This window comes from Corallococcus macrosporus (genome assembly GCF_017302985.1).
Lineage (GTDB): Bacteria > Myxococcota > Myxococcia > Myxococcales > Myxococcaceae > Corallococcus > Corallococcus macrosporus_A.
Map to the genome: position 1 here is coordinate 976,966 of NZ_JAFIMU010000002.1, position 18,911 is coordinate 995,876.

Annotated in this window: 6 protein-coding genes; 2 read left to right on the forward strand and 4 right to left on the reverse strand. The window is 71.2% G+C overall.

Translation table 11 applies throughout. The features are described 5' to 3' along the window. Genes JYK02_RS04330 through JYK02_RS04340 form a run of 3 tightly spaced genes read right to left on the reverse strand, consistent with a single transcriptional unit; the run spans position 1 to position 16,142 of the window. Entirely contained in the window at positions 1-5,955 is a 5,955-nt protein-coding gene (locus JYK02_RS04330) for a type I polyketide synthase (protein ID WP_207048564.1), read from the reverse strand. A 39-nt stretch (positions 5,956-5,994) separates the two neighbouring features. Then, on the reverse strand, positions 5,995-10,653 hold the full coding sequence (locus tag JYK02_RS04335) for a type I polyketide synthase (protein ID WP_207048565.1): 4,659 nt from the start codon (positions 10,651-10,653) through the stop codon (positions 5,995-5,997). A 44-nt stretch (positions 10,654-10,697) separates the two neighbouring features. Continuing rightward, complete coding sequence (locus tag JYK02_RS04340) at positions 10,698-16,142, reverse strand: non-ribosomal peptide synthetase (RefSeq protein ID WP_207048566.1); 5,445 nt, start codon at positions 16,140-16,142, stop codon at positions 10,698-10,700. A gap of 698 nt (positions 16,143-16,840) precedes the next feature. Between JYK02_RS04340 and JYK02_RS04345 the strand changes: the two genes are divergently transcribed. Both JYK02_RS04345 and JYK02_RS04350 read left to right on the forward strand, forming a co-directional pair. Then, entirely contained in the window at positions 16,841-17,560 is a 720-nt protein-coding gene (locus JYK02_RS04345) for a YcnI family copper-binding membrane protein (protein WP_207048567.1), read from the forward strand. Between the two features lie 18 nt (positions 17,561-17,578). Beyond that, positions 17,579-17,782: a hypothetical protein gene (locus JYK02_RS04350; protein ID WP_207048568.1), complete on the forward strand. Its 204-nt coding sequence runs from the start codon at positions 17,579-17,581 to the stop codon at positions 17,780-17,782. An 8-nt stretch (positions 17,783-17,790) separates the two neighbouring features. Here the strand turns inward: JYK02_RS04350 and JYK02_RS04355 are convergent, their stop codons facing one another. Next, entirely contained in the window at positions 17,791-18,801 is a 1,011-nt protein-coding gene (locus JYK02_RS04355; protein ID WP_347402424.1) for a hypothetical protein, read from the reverse strand. Between the last annotated feature and the right edge of the window lie 110 nt (positions 18,802-18,911).

Genomic DNA, 18,911 nt, shown 5'->3' on the forward strand with positions numbered 1-18,911 from the left:
TCAGGCCGCGTCCTCGCTGCTGCTGCCACCACCGTCACCGCCGCCCGCGTCTTCCAGAATCGCGAGCAGCTCCGCCACCTGTTCGTCGGAGAGCTGGTCCATGTTCTCCAGCAGCTTCTCCGCCTCCGCCGCGGTCACCTTCTGCTTCGCGGCGGGCGTGGCCACCGGCTGCGCGGCCACCGGGGCCGGCGCGGGCGTGGCGCCCTCCACGGAGTAGCCCAGCCGCTCGATGACGGCGTGGGTGGACGCGTCGAAGGCGCGGGGCCACTTGATGCGCTTCCAGGACTCGCCCATCTTCTTCTCGATGCCCTGGTGCTGGAGGATGTTGGGGTCCCCCAGGCCGCCCATCATGCGGTCCTTCTTGCCGTCGTACGGCTGGACCATGCGCTCGTCGAACTCCAGGCCCAGGAAGTGGGCCACGCCGGTCATCACCTTCGTCGGGTCCGCGACCAGGTCCTCGTAGCGGACCCAGTGGCAGCGCTCACGGCCGATGCCGTCGAAGAAGTTGAGCAGGTTGCGGTTGGACAGCGCCCACACCGTCTCCGCCACCACGTAGGGGTCCACGTCCGCGTCGCCGAAGAGGCCGGCGGCGAAGAGGCGGTCGAAGCGCATGCGGAGGATGGACTCCATCACCGGGAGCGGGTGGCGGTAGAGGTAGATGTACTTGTTGCCCTCGAACATCCGCTCCGCGCGCTCCAGCGTCTCCACGTCCATGGCGTACGTGGGCGTCTTGTCCACGAGCAGCCGGGGCGCGGACTTCTCCTGGAGGCGGCGGTAGACGTCCTGCGCGGACACGTCCTCCGCGACCAGCCGGTCCACCAGCGCGGCGCCAGCGGGCGAGTCCAGCTTCTCCAGCTCCATGAGCGCCCACTGCAGGCCGCCCGTGGTCCACTCCATCTCGGAGCCGAAGCCGATGTTCTCGCGCCACTCGCGCATGCCCTCGAAGAAGAGCAGGTTCACTTCCGGCGGGCAGAACAGCCGGGGGTGTCCCGCGAGCATCACGCGGAACAGCGTGGAGCCCGCGCGCGGGCTGGAGTGCACGAACACCATGGGCGGGTTCTTCTTCGCCGTGTTGGTGCGCTGCACGCCGGACACCTGGGCGCGGTAGGGCTTCAGCGGATACGCGGACAGCGGCTTGTTCTCCGCGAAGCGCTGCGGATCCTGCAGGCGGTCCATCTCCACGAGCAGGTACTTGGACAGCTCCGGAATGGACGGGTGCGCCTGCACCTCGTGCGGGTAGAGCTGGAACTTGAAGTCCTGCCGCAGGTCGTACTCCAGCTCCGCGCCCAGCGCGTGCAGGTCGTAGCCCTTGAGGCTGCCGTCCGCGGGCAGCTTGTCCTGGGGAATGCGCAGCCCTTCGGAGATGTGGTGGCGCAGGTACTCGGTGAGCAGGGCGGGGCGCTCGGTGGGGAACGCGGTGCGCAGGCGCTCCGCGATGGGCTTCTCCGTGGAGGCCGCGCGCTTGCCCAGCTCCTGCTCCACGCGCCCGGCGACGCCCGCCACGGTGGGCGTCTCGAAGAGGCCGCGCAGCGACAGGTCCACCTTCAGCACCGCGTGGATGTGATTGCGCAGCTGCGTGGCCAGCAGCGAGTGGCCGCCCAGCTCGAAGAAGTTGTCGTTGATGCCGATGCCGTCGATGCCCAGCACCTGCTCCCAGATGCCCGCGACGGTCTTCTCCAGCTCCGTGCGCGGCGCGGCGTAGGGCGTGAGGATGGACGGCCGGGCGTGCTTGTTGCCCTTGGCCGCGTCCTTCTTGCCCTCCTTCGCCTTCGTGGCGCGGGGCCCCTGGCGCTGACGCGCGGCCAGGTTGCCCGTGGAGATGGCCAGCTGGCCCTCGCCGTGAGACAGCGCGCGGCGCAGCGCCTCCAGGCCCTCGGCGGGCTGGATGGCGAACTGGGCCAGCGTGGGGGACAGCTCCGCCATGGCCTGCGCGTCCGCGAACTGCCACGCGTCCCAGTCCACGCTCAGCCACGGGTAGGCGAAGCCCTCCGTGCGGTTTTCCGCGAACGCGTCCATGAAGGCGCTGGCGGAGGCCTGCGCCACCTGGCCCAGGCCGCCGAGCACGGACGACAGCGACGACACGAGGAGGCAGAACGCGGGGCCCTCCTTGGGGAGCACCTCCGCCAGCACCCGCACGCCGTGCACCTGCGGGCGGAAGTGCCAGGCGCACTCGTCCGGGCCCGTCTCCGCGATGGTGCCCAGCGTGGCGCCCTGCATGCCGCCCGCCGCGTGGATGACGCCGTCGATGCGGCCGAAGCGCGCCACCGCCGCGTCCACGACGCCGCGCATGGACTCCACGTCGGTGAGGGCCGCGGGCAGCACCAGCATCTCGATGCCCGTGCGCTCCAGGGCCAGCGCGCGCTGGATGCGGCGGGACACCGCGTCCTCGACGCCGTGCTTCTCCACCCACGTCGTCCACTGGCCACGGCTGGGGAAGTCCGCCGTCTCCACCAGCGTCAGCTTCGCCTGGTGCACCGTGGCCAGCTCGGACGCCAGCGCGTGGCCAATGCCCGTGAGGCCGTCGGTGATGAGGTACGCGCCGCCGTCGCGCAGCACCGGCGTGCCGGCCGCCTCCAGGCGCACGGGCTCGAAGGTCTGCACCCAGCGCTGGCGGCCGCGCAGGGCCACCACCGCGTCACGCGCCTCCGCGCGCAGCTCCGCGGCCAGCCGGTCCGCCACCGCGCCCGCGTCGCCGGGCACCACGTCCACGAAGCGGCAGGAGAGGTTCGGATACTCCTGCGGCAGCACGCGCGAGGGGCCCACCAGCAGGGCCTGCTCCGGCAGCTGCGCATCCACCTGCTCCACGCGAGCGGAGCGGCTGGTCACCATGGACCAGGTGAGCGGCTCCAGGTGGCCCGTCTCGCCCAGGGCGCGGGCGAGGAACAGCTGGCTGTGGAAACCCAGGTCCAGGGACCCGGTCTCCTTCGACAGGCTCCACAGGTGAACGATGTTGGAGAACGCGCGGCCCTGCTTCTTCAGCGCCTCCAGCACCGCGCAGTAGTCCTCGCGGCGCGCCGGGTCCACCGTGAACGAACCGTCCGCGCGCTGCTCGAAGCGCGCGCCGGGGACGACGCGGAAGATGTCGCCGCCCAGCTTCGGCGCCAGGGCGTCCGCCACGCCGGTGTCGTCCGCGAACACGAGCCAGCCCGCGCCCGCCGCGTCCTTCGCCTTGGGCAGCGGCGACAGCTTCCACGACGGCGCGTAGAACCAGTCCGCCACGTCCGCGCGCTTCGCCAGCGACGCGGGCGCGTCCGCGCGGGCACCGCCGCCCAGCGGCTTCGCGTCGATCCAGTAGCGCTCGCGCTGGAAGGGGTAGGTGGGCAGCGGCACGCGGCGGCGCTGCTCGTTCGCCGCGAAGCCCTTCCAGTCCACCGTCACGCCGTTGAGCCACAGCCGGCCCAGCGCGCCCAGCAGCACCTGGAGGTCCGCCGCCTGCTCGCGCGGGTGGCGCGTGGAGGCGATGAGCACGCGCGCTTCCGCGCCCGGCTGCTGCTTCGCGAGCGTGGTGAGCACCGTGCCCGGGCCCACTTCCAAAAGCGCCGCCTGCGGCCACTTGCGCGACAGCTCCTGGAGGCCCGCGGAGAAGCGCACGGCCTGGCGCAGGTGCGTGGCCCAGTAGTTCGGGTCGGTCGCCTGCGCCGCTTCAATCCAGGTGCCCGTCACGTTGGACAGGAAGGGCAGCGTGGGCGCGTTGAGCTTCACCTGCCGCACGCGCGCGGTGAAGGCCGCGAGGATGGGGTCCATCATCGCGGAGTGGAACGCGTGCGACGTGTGCAGCCGCGACACCTCCACGCCCAGGCCCTCCAGCTTCGCCTGGAGCGCGTCCACCGCGTCGGTGGGGCCCGCCACGACGGTGAAGCCCGGCGCGTTCACGGCCGCGGCGCTGACGTTCGCGGGGAGCAGCGGCTTGAGCGCGGACTCCTCCATCTTCGCGGACAGCATCGCGCCCGAGGGCAGCCCCTGCATCAGCTTGCCGCGCGCGGCCACCAGCGCCAGCGCGTCATCCAGGGTGAACACGCCCGCGAGGCACGCGGCCACGTACTCACCGATGCTGTGACCCAGCATCGCGGAGGGCTTCACGCCCCAGGCCATCCACAGCTTCGCCAGCGCGTACTCCACGGCGAAGAGCGCGGGCTGCGTCAGCTCCGTGCGCGTCAGCGCCTGCGTCGCGGCCTCCGCCCTGGAGGCCTCCGGGAAGAGGACCGTGCGCAGGTCCAGGCCCAGGTGCGGCGTCAGCTTGTCCGCGCACGCGTCCAGGTGCCGCTTGAACGTGGGCTCGGACGCGTAAAGGTCGCGCGCCATGCCCACGTACTGCGAGCCCTGGCCGGGGAAGAGGAAGGCCACCGGCCGCTCGTGCACGTCCGGCGTGTTCGTCCACAGGCGGGGGCTGCCTTCGACATCCAGCGCGGCCATCGCGTCGTCGCGGTCGCGGCACACCAGCACGCGCCGCTTCGCCATGGCCTGACGGCCCGTCTGGAGCGTGAAGGCCACGTCCGCCAGCGCCTGCGCGGGGTGCGCCTTCAGGTGCGCGGCCAGGTTCTTCGTCGCCGCGTCCAGCGCCGCGTCGCTCTTCGCGGAAAGCACCAGCAGCTGCGCGGGCCGGGACGCACCGGACGCCGGAAGGGCCGGGGCCTCCTCCAGCACGATGTGCGCGTTGGTGCCGCCCACGCCAAAGGAGCTCACGCCCGCGCGGCGCGGGTGCTTGGGGTTCGCCTGCCAGTCCGTGAGCTTCGTGTTGACGAAGAACGGACCGCCCGCGAACGGAATCTCCGGGTTCACTTCGGAGACATGGAGGCTGGGCGGAATCTGCCGGTTCTCCAGCGTCAGCACGGCCTTGATGAGGCTGGACACGCCGGCCGCGTTGGCCAGGTGCCCGATGTTGCTCTTGAGCGAGCCCACCGGAATCTTCGGAGGGGCCGCCTTGGCCGCCGCCGAGCGGAACTTGAAGGCCTTGTTGAGCGCGCGCACCTCGATGGGGTCGCCCATCTTCGTGCCGGTGCCGTGCGCCTCCAGGTAGCCGATGGTCTCCGGGGCCACGCCCGCGGCGCCCAGGGCCTCGGTGATGACGGTGGCCTGGCCATCCACGCTGGGGGCGGTGAAGCCCACCTTCTGCGCGCCGTCGTTGTTGATGGCGCTGCCCTTGATGATGGCGTGGATGTGGTCGCCGTCTTCAATCGCATCCGCCAGCCGCTTGAGCACCACCACGCCCACGCCGCTGCCGAACACCGTGCCTTCCGCCTTCGCGTCGAACGCGCGGCAGTGGCCGTCCGGGGACACGATGCCGCCGGGCACGAAGGGGTAGCCCTCCGGGTGCTTCACGTGCACGGACACGCCGCCGGCCAGGGCCAGGTCGCACTCTTCATTCAAGAGGCTCTGGCAGGCCGCGTGCGTGGCCACGAGCGACGTGGAGCACGCGCTGGTGATGGAGTAGCTGGGTCCGCGCAGGTTGAGCTTGTACGCGACGCGGGTGGCCAGGAAGTCGCCGCCGTTGTTCACGTCCACCTGCACCTGGTCCATGCCGCTCAGCTGGTCGAAGTTGGGGACCAGGTGGAACACGAGGTACGTGTTGGTGGCCGCGCCCGCGAACACGCCGATGGAGCCGTCGAAGCCCTCCGGCGTGTGGCCCGCCTTCTCCATCGCCTCCCACGCGCACTCCAGGAAGACGCGGTGCTGCGGATCCATCAGCTCCGCCTCGCGGGGCGTGAAGCCGAAGAAGCCCGCGTCGAACAGCTCCATGCCGGCCAGCGCGGCGCTGGCCTTCACGTGGCGCGGGTCCTTGCGCAGGACGGGGTCCACGCCCAGCTTCTCCAGCTCCGCGTCGGGCACGGGCTGGATGGACTCCACGCCGTCGCGCAGGTTCTTCCAGAAGGAGGCCAGGTCGGGAGCGCCGGGGAAACGTCCGGCCATGCCGACGATGGCGATGGCCTGCGCGTCGATGTTCGTGTCAGCGGACATGGGGTGTGCTCGGGCTTCGAAAGGTGGGGGAGGGGACGGCTACTCCTCGTCGGAGGCGGCGTCGCCCTGACGGTTCGCGCGGCGCGCACGGCGGCGCTCCCCGCGGCTGAGCGCCTCGGTCTCCTCGGGCGCGGGTTCCGTGTCCTCGGTGCCGCTGGCGGCCTTGAGCAGCTTGGCCAGTGCCCCCACGGTGGGGCCTTCGTAGAGGGTGACGGCCGGCAGCGCGACGCCGAACTGCTCGCGCACGCGGGCAATCAGCTTCACGCCGACGAGCGAGTTGCCACCCAGCTCGAAGAAGTTGTCGTGCACGCCGACCTGGTCGATGCCCAGCGTCGTCTGCCACAGGTGGGCAATCTTCTCCTCCAGCGCGTCGCGCGGCGGCACGTAGGCGTTCTGGAGCGTGGGCCGGGGCGTGGTGCCCAGGGACGACCCTGCCTCCTGCTTCGCCTCCGCCTTCTCCTGCGAGGCGGCCGGCTGGGCCCACTTGCGCGCGCGGGCGCGCAGGTTGCTCGTGGACACGGCCACGTGCGACACGGCGCCCAGCTGGAAGAGCTGCTCGAAGGCGTCCTCGCCCTCCGCGGACGTGATGGCCAGCGCGCCGAACGGGCTCTGCGCGCCACCCGCGCGGGACTCGTACTGCCACGCGTCCCAGCCCACGCTCATCCACGGCACCGGCGAGGTCTGCGCCTGCTTCGTGGCGAACGCGTCCATGAAGGACGTGGCCGCCGAGTACGACGCCAGCCCCAGGCCGCCCAGCACCGCCGCCAGCGACGACGACAGCACGCAGAAGTCCAGCGAGCGTCCGCGCACCGCCTCCTCCAGCGCGTACAGCCCGCGCACGCGGCCGTGGAAGGTGTCGCGCACGTCCTCGGGCCGGGTGTCCGGGATGGCGCGGAAGAGCGCCTGCCCCACGTCACCCGCCGCGAACACCACGCCGTTGAGCGTGCCGAAGTGCGTGAGCGCCGCGTCCACCGCGGCCTTCACCTGGACCTTGTTGCCCGCGTCCACGGCCGTCACGTGCACCTGGGCGCCCAGCGCCTCCAGCTCGCGCACCTGACGGATGCGGCGGGAGACGGCGTCGTCCTCGCCATGGGCCGTAAGGTGCGCGTCCCACTGCGAGCGCTCCGGCAGCGCCGTGCGGCCCGCGAGCACCAGCTTCGCCTTCGCGCGCTTCGCCAGCGACTTCGCGTGGGAGAAGCCCAGCGTGCCGAAGCCGCCGATGAGGAGGTACACGCCCCCGTCGCGCAGCGGGAGCTGTGCGGCGCGCGGCGCGTCCGCCGGCACGTGCTCGAAGTGCTGCACCCAGCGGGCGCCGCCGCGGTACGCGACGACGGTCTCCAGCTTGGAGGGCGTCGCGGCCTCGGACAGCAGCGACTCCACCAGCGCCGTCTCCTGCCAGCTGCCGGAGGCCGGCAGGCGCACGTCCACGGCCTTCGCGGACAGGTGGCCGTACTCCTGCGGAATCACCCGCACCGGGCCCAGCACCGTGGCCAGCTCCGGGTTCGGCGCCTCGTCGCCCAGGGCCTGCATGCGGTTCGTCACCGCGACCAGCGACACGGGGCGCGTGCCGGGCTGACGGCCCAGGGCCTGGGCCAGGGACAGGAGCCCCAGGAAGCCCTTGCCCAGCGCGGCCTCGAAGTCCGCCTCGCCGTGCGCGTCACCCAGGCCCAGCGTGCCCAGGTGCAGCACGTGGTCCGGCGCGCGGCCCTGCGCGGTGAGGGCCTCCAGCACCGTGGCCTCGCCGCCCAGCGCGAGCGACCAGTGGTGCTCGTCGTGCTTCGCGGTGACGGCGGCCGGGGTGATGCGCACCACGTCCTGGCCGGCCTCGCCCAGCTTGAGCGCGAGCCGCGTGCCCAGGCCCTCGTTGGAGTCGTCCGGGAGCAGCAGCCACCAGGTGGCCTTCTTCTCGCTCCAGGCGCCCTGCGGCGACGGCAGCGCGCGCTGCCACGACGGCAGGTAGAACCAGCGGGCCACGGGCTGCTTCTGGTCCGCGGAGGCCCACTCGGAGCGCTCGCCGTCGGCGGCGGTCTCCTTGCGCGGGTCCACCCAGTGCTTCTGACGCTCGAAGGGTGACGTGGGCAGCGCGATGCGGCGGCGCTTCTCCCCGCCCCGGAACGCGTCCCAGTCCGCCTCCACGCCCTCCAGCCACAGCCGGCCCAGCGTGGCCAGCACGTGGTCCAGGTCCGCGACCTGCTCCTTCGGGTGGCGCAGCGAGTTGATCAGCGCGTGCTTCGCGCCCTTGTCCGGGTGCTGCCGCGCCAGGGTGACGAGCGTGTTGCCCGGGCCCACCTCCAGGAGGATGGCGTCGGACTCCTTGAGCAGCTCGCCCACGCCGTCCGCGAAGCGCACCGCGCCGCGCAGGTGCTTCGCCCAGTAGTCGGGGCTCGTGGCCTGCTCGGCCGTGACCCAGGTGCCGGTGACGTTGGACAGGTAGGGCTTCGTCGGCGCCTTCCGGGCCACCTTGCGCACCGCCTCGCGGAAGGCGTCCAGGATGGGGTCCATCATCGCCGAGTGGAACGCGTGCGACGTGTGCAGCCGCGAGGACGCCAGGCCCTGGAGCTTCAGCGTCTCCACGAACGCGTCGATGAGCGGCGTGGGACCGGCGACCACGCACGTGGCCGGGCTGTTCACCGCCGCCACGGACAGCCCTTCCGGCAGCATGGGCGTGACGTGCTCTTCCGGCAGTGACACCGCGAGCATGGAGCCCGCGGGCAAGGACTGCATCAGCCGGCCGCGCGCGGCCACCAGCGCCAGCGCGTCGTCCAGGCTGAAGACGCCCGCGAGGCACGCGGCCACGTACTCACCGATGCTGTGGCCCACCATCGCGTGCGGCGTCACGCCCCACGACTCCCAGAGCTTCGCCAGCGCGTACTCGATGACGAACAGCGCGGGCTGCGTGAGCCCGGTCTGCTTGAGGCGCTCCGACGCCAGCTCGCGCGACCCGGCGGGCGGGTAGAGCACCGTGCGCAGGTCCAGGCCCAGGTGCGGCTTGAGCTTCTCCGAGCAGGTGTCCACCTGCGCGCGGAAGGTGGCTTCCGTCTCGTAAAGCTCGCGGCCCATCTCCACGTACTGCGAGCCCTGTCCGGAGAACATGAACATCACCGGACGGCCGCTGTTCTCCGCGCTGCCGCTGAAGACGCGGCCCGGGGTGCGCTCCGCCAGCGCGGAGGCCAGCTCCGCCGTGGTGCGCGCCACCACCGCGCGGCGCTTGCCGAAGCGCTTGCGCCCCAGTTGGAGCGTGTACGCCACGTCGGCCAGGTCCACGGAGGGGTTCTCGCGCAGGTGCTCGGCCAGCCGGTCCGTGGCGACCTCCAGCGACTTCTCCGTGCGCGCGGACAGCAGCACCACCTGCGCGGGCAGGCGGGCCTTGTCGGTGGCGGGCAGCTCCGGCGCCTCCTCCAGGATGGCGTGCGCGTTGGTGCCGCCCATGCCCAGCGACGTGACGCCCGCGCGGCGCGGCGTCTCACCCCGGGGGAAGTCGCGCAGCTCCGTGTTCACGTAGAACGGGCTGTTGGGGAAGTCGCACGCGGGGTTGGGCGTCTTGAAGTTGAGGCTGGGCGGGATGACCTTGTGGTGCAGCGTGAGGGCCGCCTTGATGAAGCCCACCGCGCCCGCCGCCGAGTCCAGGTGGCCGATGTTGCTCTTCACCGAGCCCAGCGCGCAGAAGTTCTTCTTGTCCGTGCCCTGGCGGAAGGCCTGCGTGAGCGCCGCGACTTCAATCGGGTCGCCGACCTTCGTCGCCGTGCCGTGGGCCTCCACGTAGCCGATGGAGTCCGGATCCACGCCGGCCACCGCCTGCGCCAGCGCGATGACCTCCGCCTGACCCGCGACGGCCGGGGCCATGTAGCTGACCTTCTGCGAGCCGTCGTTGTTCACCGCCGAGCCGCGCACCACCGCGTAGACGGTGTCGCCGTCCTTGAGTGCGTCCGACAGGCGCTTGAGCGCGACCACCGCCGCGCCGTGGCCCGCGACGAAGCCCGCGGCCTCCGCGTCGAAGGTGTGGCAGTGGCCGTCCGGCGCCGTGGTGCCACCCTCGTGGTACAGGTAGCCCGCCTTCTCCGGGAAGTGGATGGACACGCCACCGGCCAGCGCCATGTCGCACTCGAACGACAGGAGGCTCTGGCAGGCGTAGTGGATGCAGGTGAGCGACGTGGAGGACGAGGACTGGACCGTGACGGCCGGGCCCTTGAGGTCCATCCGGTACGCCACTTCGGTCGTGAGGCTGTCCTTGTCGTTGCCGATGGACGCCTGGAGGCTCTCCACCGACGCGACGTGCGCCAGGTGCGAGTACAGGTTGGAGAGCAGGTACGTGTTCATGCTCATGCCGCCGAACACGCCCACGCGGCCGGGCTGGCGCTCCGGGCTGTAGCCGGCGCTCTCCATGGCCTCCCACGCGCATTCCAGGAAGACGCGGTGCTGCGGGTCCATCAGCGCGGCCTCGCGGGGGTTCATCCCGAAGAAGGCCGCGTCGAACTGATCCGTGTCGCCCAGCGTGCCGCGGGCCTTCACGTAGTTGGGTGCGCGGACCATGGCGGGGTCCGCGCCCTCGGCGATGAGCTCCTCGTCGGTGAAGAACGTGATGCTCTCCACGCCGCCGGTGAGGTTCTTCCAGAACTCGGCGATGGTCTTCGCGCCGGGAAGCCGGCCACCCAGGCCGATGACCGCGATGCCATCCACTTCGGGGGTGTCAGTGCTCATGGAGCCGTCCTTCGAAACCTGGGGGTGTGCCTGAAAGTCGTTGGTTACTTGCGGCCGCGCGCCTGCTGACGCTTGGCCTGGGCGGCGCGGCGGCGCTCCGCCTCGTCCTTGATCTTCTGGGAGGCCGCGCCCGAGTCCTCGCCCTTGTTCGCGAGGTGCTGGGCCAGCGCGCTCACCGTGGTGAACTTGAACATGTCCACCAGCGCGAGGTCCGCGCCCAGCTCTTCCTTCAGGCGCCGGTGCGCCTGCGCGATGAGCAGCGAGTTGCCGCCCAGCTCGAAGAAGTTGTCGTTGAGGCCGACGCGCTCCACCTTCAGCACGGCCGCCCAGATGGCCGCCACGCTGCGCTCCACCGCGCTCTGCGGCTGGGCGTAGGCGACGCCGGACGCAAGGCGGGCCCCTTCCGGCGCGGGCAGCGCCTTCGCGTCCACCTTGCCGTTGGGCGACAGGGGCAGCGCGGAGAGCGGCACGTACGCGGACGGCAGCATGTACGGCGGCAGCGCTTCCGCGAGGAAGGTGTTCAGGTCGGAGTGCGTGGGCGCGGGCTCGCCCAGCACCACGTACGCCACCAGCCGCTTGTCCCCGGGCGAGTCCTCGCGCGCCATCAGGAACGCTTCCTTCACGGCGGGGTGGCGGCGCACGGCGGCCTCCACTTCACCCAGCTCGATGCGGAAGCCGCGGATCTTCACCTGATCATCCGCGCGGGACAGGAACGTGAGCACGCCGTCCGGCAGCCAGCGCGCGCGGTCGCCCGTGCGGTACAGGCGCTCGCCCGCATGGAACGGGTCCGCGATGAAGCGCTCGGCGGTCAGCTCCGGACGCTTCCAGTAGCCGCGCGCCACGCCCAGGCCGCCCACGTACAGCTCACCGGCGACGCCCACGGGCAGCAGGTTGCGCTCCGCGTCCAGCACGTACACGTCCGTGTTGATGACGGGCCGGCCGATGGGCACCCACGCGTGGCCCTGCAGGTCCTCCACCGCCATGCGGTGGTAGGTGGAGCACACGGTCGTCTCCGTGAGGCCGTAGCCGTTCACCACCGGCACCGTGGCGAGCAGCTTCTCCACGTCGCTGGCCACCAGCGCCTCTCCGCCGGAGAGCACCAGCTTGAGCGGCGGCAGCTGCTCCAGGCGCGCGTTGAGGCCGGCGATGACCGCGGGCACCGTGCTCACGATGGTGACGGTGTGGCGGGTGATGAGCTGGAAGAGCTTCTCCTGGTCGAGGATCTCATCCTCGGTGGGCAGCACCAGCGCGCCGCCCGTGCACAGGAGCGGGAGGATCTCACCCACGAAGCTGGCGGACGCCACCGACGTGAGCGGCAGCATCCGGTCCGTGGCCGTGGGCGCGTAGGACTCCACGAACGAGCGGACGAGGTTCGCGAGGCCGCCGTGCTCCAGCATCACGCCCTTGGGCTGACCGGTGGAGCCGGAGGTGTAGACGAGGCACGCCAGGTCCCCGGACTGCACCGTCGCGGCGGGCGCGGAGGACAGCGCGCCGTCCAGCGGCTGGTCCACGAAGAGCGTGCGCGCGGTGGTGCCGGCGGGCAGCGAGCGCTGGAGCCAGGACTGCGTGATGATCACCGGCGCGTGCGTGTCGCCCAGGATGAAGGCCACGCGCTCGGAGGGGTAGGCCGGGTCGATGGGCACGTACGCCGCGCCCGCCGCCATCACGGCCAGCACCGACACCAGCGTCTCCACGGAGCGCTCCAGGCAGATGCCCACGATGTCGCCCGGCTTCACGCCCGCGCCGCGCAGCCACGCGGCCAGTTGTCCCGCGCGCGCGTCCAGCTCGCGGTAGGTGAGCTGCGCGTCCTTGAAGAGGACCGCGACGTTATCGGGCGTGCGGGCCACCTGCGCCGCGAAGAGCGCGGGCAGCATGTCCTTCTGCGTGAGCGGCACGCGCGGGCCCTTCCAGGTCTCCAGCAGCTGACGCTGTTCAGCCTGCGTGAGCAGCGGCAGCCCCGCGAGCGCGCGGCCCGGCTGCGCGGCGATGCCGGACAGCAGCGTGGCCAGGTGCCCGGCCATGCGCTCGATGGTGCCGGCCTCGAAGAGGTCGGTGTTGTACTCGAAGGAGGCCACAAGCTCGCCGTCCGCCTCGCCCATGGTGAGCGTGAGGTCGAACTGCGCGCCGCCGTGCGACAGGACCAGCGACTCGATGGGCAGGCCCGCCACCGTGGACTTCGCGCCCGGGATGTCCAGGGCGAAGGGCGTGAGGCCGCGCTCGTCCAGCTTGGAGGCGCGCTGGTAGACGAACATCACCTGGAACAGCGGCGAGCGGCTCTGGTCACGCACCGGCTGCAGCCGGTCCACCAGCGCGCTGAACGGGTAGTCCTGATGCTCCAGCGCGCCCAGCATCGTCTGGCGCGTCTGGGCCAGGTAGTCCGTGAAGGACAGGGTGGGGGCGGGGCGCGTGCGGACCACCAGCGGGTTGACGAAGTAGCCCGTGATGCCCGCCAGCTCCGCGCGTCCGCGGCCCGCGCTCACCACGCCCAGCGTGAAGTCCTGCTGGCCGGTGTAGCGGTGCAGCAGCACCTGGAACGCCGTCTGGAGCACCATGTTCGGCGTGGCGCCGTGGTCGCGCGCCAGCGTCTTCACCGCGCTCGCGACGGTCGCGTCCAGCCGGGTGGTGTGCACGCGGCCGTTGAAGGTCTGCGCCGGGGGACGCGGGTGGTCCGTGGGCAGGTCCAGCACCGGCACCGTGCCGGACAGCTGCTCACGCCAGTACTTCTCCAGCGCCTGGCCGCGAGCCCCCGTCAGCATCTCCGCCTGCCAGCGCGCGTAATCCGCGTAGGTGCGCGCGGGCTGCGCCAGCGACGGCCGCTTGCCCAGCTTCAGCGCCGGGTAGAGCGCGTCCAGCTCCTCCGCCATCACCGCCAGCGACCAGAAGTCGGTGACGATGTGGTGCATCGCGATGAGCAGCGCGTGGTCCTCGGCGGACCGCGACACCAGCCGCACGCGCAAGAGCGGCCCCTTCTCCAGGTCGAACGGGCGGCGGGCCTCCGCGGACAGGTGCTCCGCCACCTGCGCGTCGCTCCAGCCCTTCGCGTCCGTGGTGGAGAAGTCCAGCGGCAGCTCCGCGTGCACGCGCTGCACGGGGCCCGTGGCCGCCATGACGAACGTGGTGCGCAGGGCGGGGTGGCGGGCCACCAGCGCCTCGAAGGCGCCCTTCAGCGCGTTGGCGTCCAGCCCCGCGCGCACGCGCACCGCGACGGGCACGTGGTAGGCCGCGCTGTCCGGCGCCAGTTGGTGCATGAACCACAGCGCCTGCTGACCCCCGGAGAGGGGCGCGTCACCCGTGGCGGACGTCACGGCCACCGCGCTGGAGGCCTGCTGGGACGGAGGCGCCGACATCAGCGTCACGACGACTTCCGCCAGCTTCGACAGCGACACGCCCTGGAGCACATCGGACAGCGGCAGGTCGATGCCCAGGCCCGCGTCCACGGCGCTCTTGAAGTCCACCGCCATCAGCGAGTCCACGCCGTAGGCGTGCAGCGGCTTGTTCGCGTCCACCTGCGCGGTGGGCAGCCGCAGCACCTGCGCGGCCTGCTCCTGGAGGAACACCGCCACCATGGCCCGGCGCGCGGTCGTGTCCGTCACCACCGCCAGCATCTTCCGCAGCATGCTGGTGTCCGGGCCCACGGGCGCGGGCGCGGCGGTCTCGGGCGCGGCGGCCGTCGAGGTCTTCACGGGCTCGGGCGCCTGGACCGGCGCGGCGGCGAGGACGCTCTTGTGCAGCGCCTCCAGCGTGTCCGCGACGTACTCCGCGCGGGTGGCGAAGCGCTGGATCTTCCCGCTGGACGTCTTCGGGATGGCGCCCGGCCCGAGCAGCACCACGCCCTGGGCCTGCAGGTCGTGTCCGGCCGCGACGGCCTGCCGGATGCCCTGCGCCAGCGCGTCCAGGTCCACGCCGTCGCGCTCCACCGCGCGGCGGTCCACCTCGGTCACGACGATGAGGCGCTCCTCGTCGTCCTGCTCGATGGAGAACGCCGCCGTGCAGCCGGGGCGGATGGCGGGGTGGCTGGACTCCACCGTGCGCTCGATGTCCTGCGGGTAGTGGTTGCGCCCGCGGATGATGATCAGGTCCTTCAGGCGGCCCGTGACGAACAGCTCGCCGTCCGCGAGGAAGCCCAGGTCGCCCGTGCGCAGGAACGGCGTCGGGTCACCCGTGCCCGCGAGCGGCTGCTGGAACGTGTTCCGCGTCTGCTCGTCGCGGCCCCAGTAACCCTGCGCGATGCTGGGCCCCGCGACGCGGATTTCGCCCACCTGGCCCGCCGGCAGGGGCGCGCCCGTCTCCGGATGCGCGATGACCAGCTTCTGGTCGGTGAGGTTGCGGCCGGAGCCCACCAGCGTCTGGGCGCCGGGCGTCGCCGCCTCCTTCGCCACCACGCGGTTGTCCTTCAGCGCGCCCGCGTCCACGGTGCGCTGCACCGGCAGCTCGCGCTTGTCACCGCCAGAGGCGATGAGCGTGCCCTCCGCGAGGCCGTAGCACGGATAGATGGCCTCCGAGCGGAAGCCCTGCGGACCGAAGGCCTCCGCGAAGCGCCGGAGCGTGTCCGGCATGATGGGCTCCGCGCCGTTGAAGGCCAGGTCCCAGCGGCTCAGGTCCAGTTGCGCGCGCTCCTCCGGCGTGGACTTGCGCACGCACAGGTCGAACGCGAAGTTGGGCCCGCCGCTCGTCGTCGCCTTGTAGCGGGAGATGGCCTCCAGCCAGCGCATGGGGCGCTTGAGGAAGTCCACCGGCGAGAACAGCGTCACCGGGAAGCCGCCGTACAGGGGCTGCAGGATGCCGCCGATGAGGCCCATGTCGTGGTACGGCGGCAGCCAGATGACGCCCTGGCTGTCCGGCGAGTGCCCGAAGCACGAGTGGATCAGCTTCGAGTTGTGCAGCAGGTTGCCGTGCGTCAGCACCACGCCCTTGGGCGACGACGTGGAGCCGGACGTGTACTGGAGGAACACCCGCGTGTCCGTGGCCACGCCGGGGTCCTTCCAGCCTTCGGCGACCTCCGCGTCCAGCGTGTCCGTGGCGATCCAGTGCAGCTCCCGCAGCTCCGGCGCCTGCTCGAAGAGCATCTCCCCCATGCCGTAGATGAAGTCGGTGGTGAGGGCGATGGTGGCCTGCGCGTCCTGGCTGATGGCCAGCAGGCGCGGCAGCGTGCGCGCCAGACGCATGGGGTCGGGCGGATAGATGGGGACCGCGATGACGCCCGCGTACAGACAGCCGAAGAACCCGGCGATGTAGTCCAGCCCGGGCGGATACAGCAGAAGGGCCCGCTGCCCCTGCGCCCCACGCGCCTGGAGCGCCGCCGCGATGGCGCGGGCCTTCTGATCCAGCTCCGCGTACGTCAGGTGCGCTTCGTCCGTCTCCCCATCCAGCAGGAACGTAAAGCCGCGACGGCTGCCCTGGGTGCTCGCGCGGACGCGCAGCAATTCAACCAGAGTGGAAAACGCAAAGTCGGGGGCCGGGGAAGAACCGGGCAGGGTTCCAGTGGGCATGAACGCGACTCCTGGGAGGCGGGGGTGTTCCGTGCACGGGGAGCACGGAGACGCGGATTCAGGGGCCGGGGGGAAGCTGTCGCCCGGCGAGACAGGGTTTCAAGAGGTCAGTCGCAAGCAGCACCCGCCGTGAAGGCGCGTTGTCTCGCGCATGTATCGTCTGGCGCGCGCGCGAGCAATCCCCCCCCACCCACATTGGAGCCTTGCCGAGCGCCGGGCACGGCGGGGGCTCGTGAATCAAGAGCGGAGCAGGGTGCGAATTTCATGGTGACGGAATTCGGAGAGCGTCGGGGCCGCGAGTCACTTCATCGCGCGAACGGAGGAACATTCAAACGACCCCCAAGGTCGGAAACCCGGGGACCTCCTCCGTTCACCGGATACTGCGCGCGATGCCCGTGTAAACGTGACACATCGGATCGTGTGACGGGAACACGCTGAGTGTATGGGTCCATTGCCCTGACCGGCTTCCCGTGGCCGTGACGTCGCAGGAACGTCGCTTGTGTCTGTGAATTGCTGGTGAGAATGGGATTCCTTGGATTCGTCTGGAGAGTGTTTCCGGAGGATACGGGGCAGGTCCGACACGGCCCCTGCGCGTGTGTGTCGTGAGGGGCGGGTGCGAGCGCTGCGACAAATGACCGCAGCGGCTGCTTCCGGGGACGCTGCTATCCGGGCGGCTCCCTCCTTCCTGGAGCCACCTGATGAAGCCTTTCCTGGGGCCGCTGTGCGTCGTCGCGGGTTCGCTGTTGTCCTCCACGGCCTTCGCGCACGCGACGGTGGCGGGGGCCACGCCTCCCCATGCCGGCGCGACCTTCGAGGCGGACTTCACGGTGAGCCACGGCTGTGATGGCGCGGACACGTACAGGATGCGCGTCCAGATTCCCGAGGGCGTGACGGGCGTGCGCCCGGTGGACTCCGTCTTCGGCAAGGCCGAGGTGGAGAAGGACGCCAACGGCAACGTGACGGCGGTGACGTGGACGCGGCCCACGGGCGAGGTGAAGGCAGCGGACACGCACTTCTTCCACCTGGGGCTGCGGATGAAGCTGCCCGCGAAGCCGTTCACCTCGGTGTTCTTCCCCACGACGCAGACGTGCCGCACGCCGGCGGGCGTGGAGACGGTGGTGGAGTGGTCCAACACGGCCGGGGGCGAGCACAGCCACGACGGCGACGCGGGCACGGCGCCAGCGGAGAACCCGGCTCCGTCGCTGTACCTGCTGCCCTCGCGGCTGCCGGGTTGGAACCAGTACACGGTGCAGGAGCACGTGCACGACCTGACCGTGTTCAAGGACGCGCTCATCGTCTGGTCCGGGTCACAGGCGTACAGCTTCAACCCGGTGACGCAGGCGCTCATCGAGAAGGAACAGGGTGTCACCGCGCTCACGCAGATCCACCCGGGCACGGTCATCTGGGTGAAGTACTAGGCACGGGAGACAGCGACCATGCGCCACTGGCTCATCATGTTGTGTGTCGGCGTCCTCGCCGGCTGTTCGGACAAGCCCGTCACGCCCGAGCCCTCGGGGCAGACCGACGCGGGCACCATCGTGGAGGACGCGGGCACGGCCTCCGGTGTCGAGCGGCCGGGAGCGCTGGAGCGTCCGCCGCTGGAGCGCCTGCCGGACGACCTCAAGCCGCCGTCGCGGTAGCGCTTGCTTCAGCGGGAGTGGCGTTCCGCGACGCGGTAGAGCTGGGTGAGGGAGTGGTCCAGCAGGGACTGGGTGGACCGCATGTAGCGGTGGGCGCGGGCGAAGGGGAGCCACACGCGGTCACCGACGCGGACCTGGGCTTCCATCCACTGCTTGCGTGGGAGCCACTGTCCACCCAGGTGTTTGACCAGCACCTCGCCCAGGTAGGCCCCCACGGCGGGGACCGCGATGGCATCGACATTGTGCCGCTCGAAAGTGTCCGGGAAGGTCTCCTTCCAGAAGTGGAAGTCGATGTCCGTGAGCGACTCGGGGGACATCTTGAGGACGGAGGGCACGGGCGTGTGGAGCAGTGCGATGAGGCGTTCCGCGAGGTGCGCGTACTGCTCGAGGGCTGCTTTCGGGTCGGCCACGTCTGGAGGGAGGGCGGAGTGCACCGGGAGCCATTCTTCCGGCTCCGGAGGGACGTAAGCGTTGAGCTCGGCGATGCGCCGTTGTTGTTGGCCCAGGGACGCGTATTCGGGCAGGCGCGAGAGCAGCGCGGCGATGTCTGGAGTGAAGCGGGGTTCGACGGGTGCGAGGGTCGCGCTCCGTTCACGGAGGGTGGCCATCACGGTGTAGAAGTCCAGGTCCGGCCGGAGGTGGACCCACGCGCGGGCCTGGGCAACGCGCGCGGGTTCGCTGGCGAAGTCCGCGGCGGTGGGCCAGGTGACGAGGAGGAAGGAGCCGTCGGGGAGTTCTTCGACACGGTGGGCGGGCGTGGAGCGCATGCGCTCGCGGCCCACGGTCTCCACGAGCTTCGCGCCGAAGACGTTGAGCCAGTACACGGCGTAGATCTGGTCGAAGCCGTCCCGGAAGGTCGTCTCGTTGTCTCGGCCAAAAGAGGGAAAGTCTGCCAGTTCCTTGTCAGCGAGGCTGTGGGCCGAGGCATGGGTGACGGGGTAGTGGATGGCCCAGGCTCGGACCATTTCGACGAACGACTGGCAACGGGCTTCATCCGCGAACAGGTCAAGCGGCCTCACGTTGCCCCAGATTCGCAGGCTTGGAGGAAGGGGGGGAAACCGGAGCCGGAGCGACATGTCCAACGCGGTGCCCGTCGAGTGATAGAGGCCCACGGAAGTACTTTTTTCCT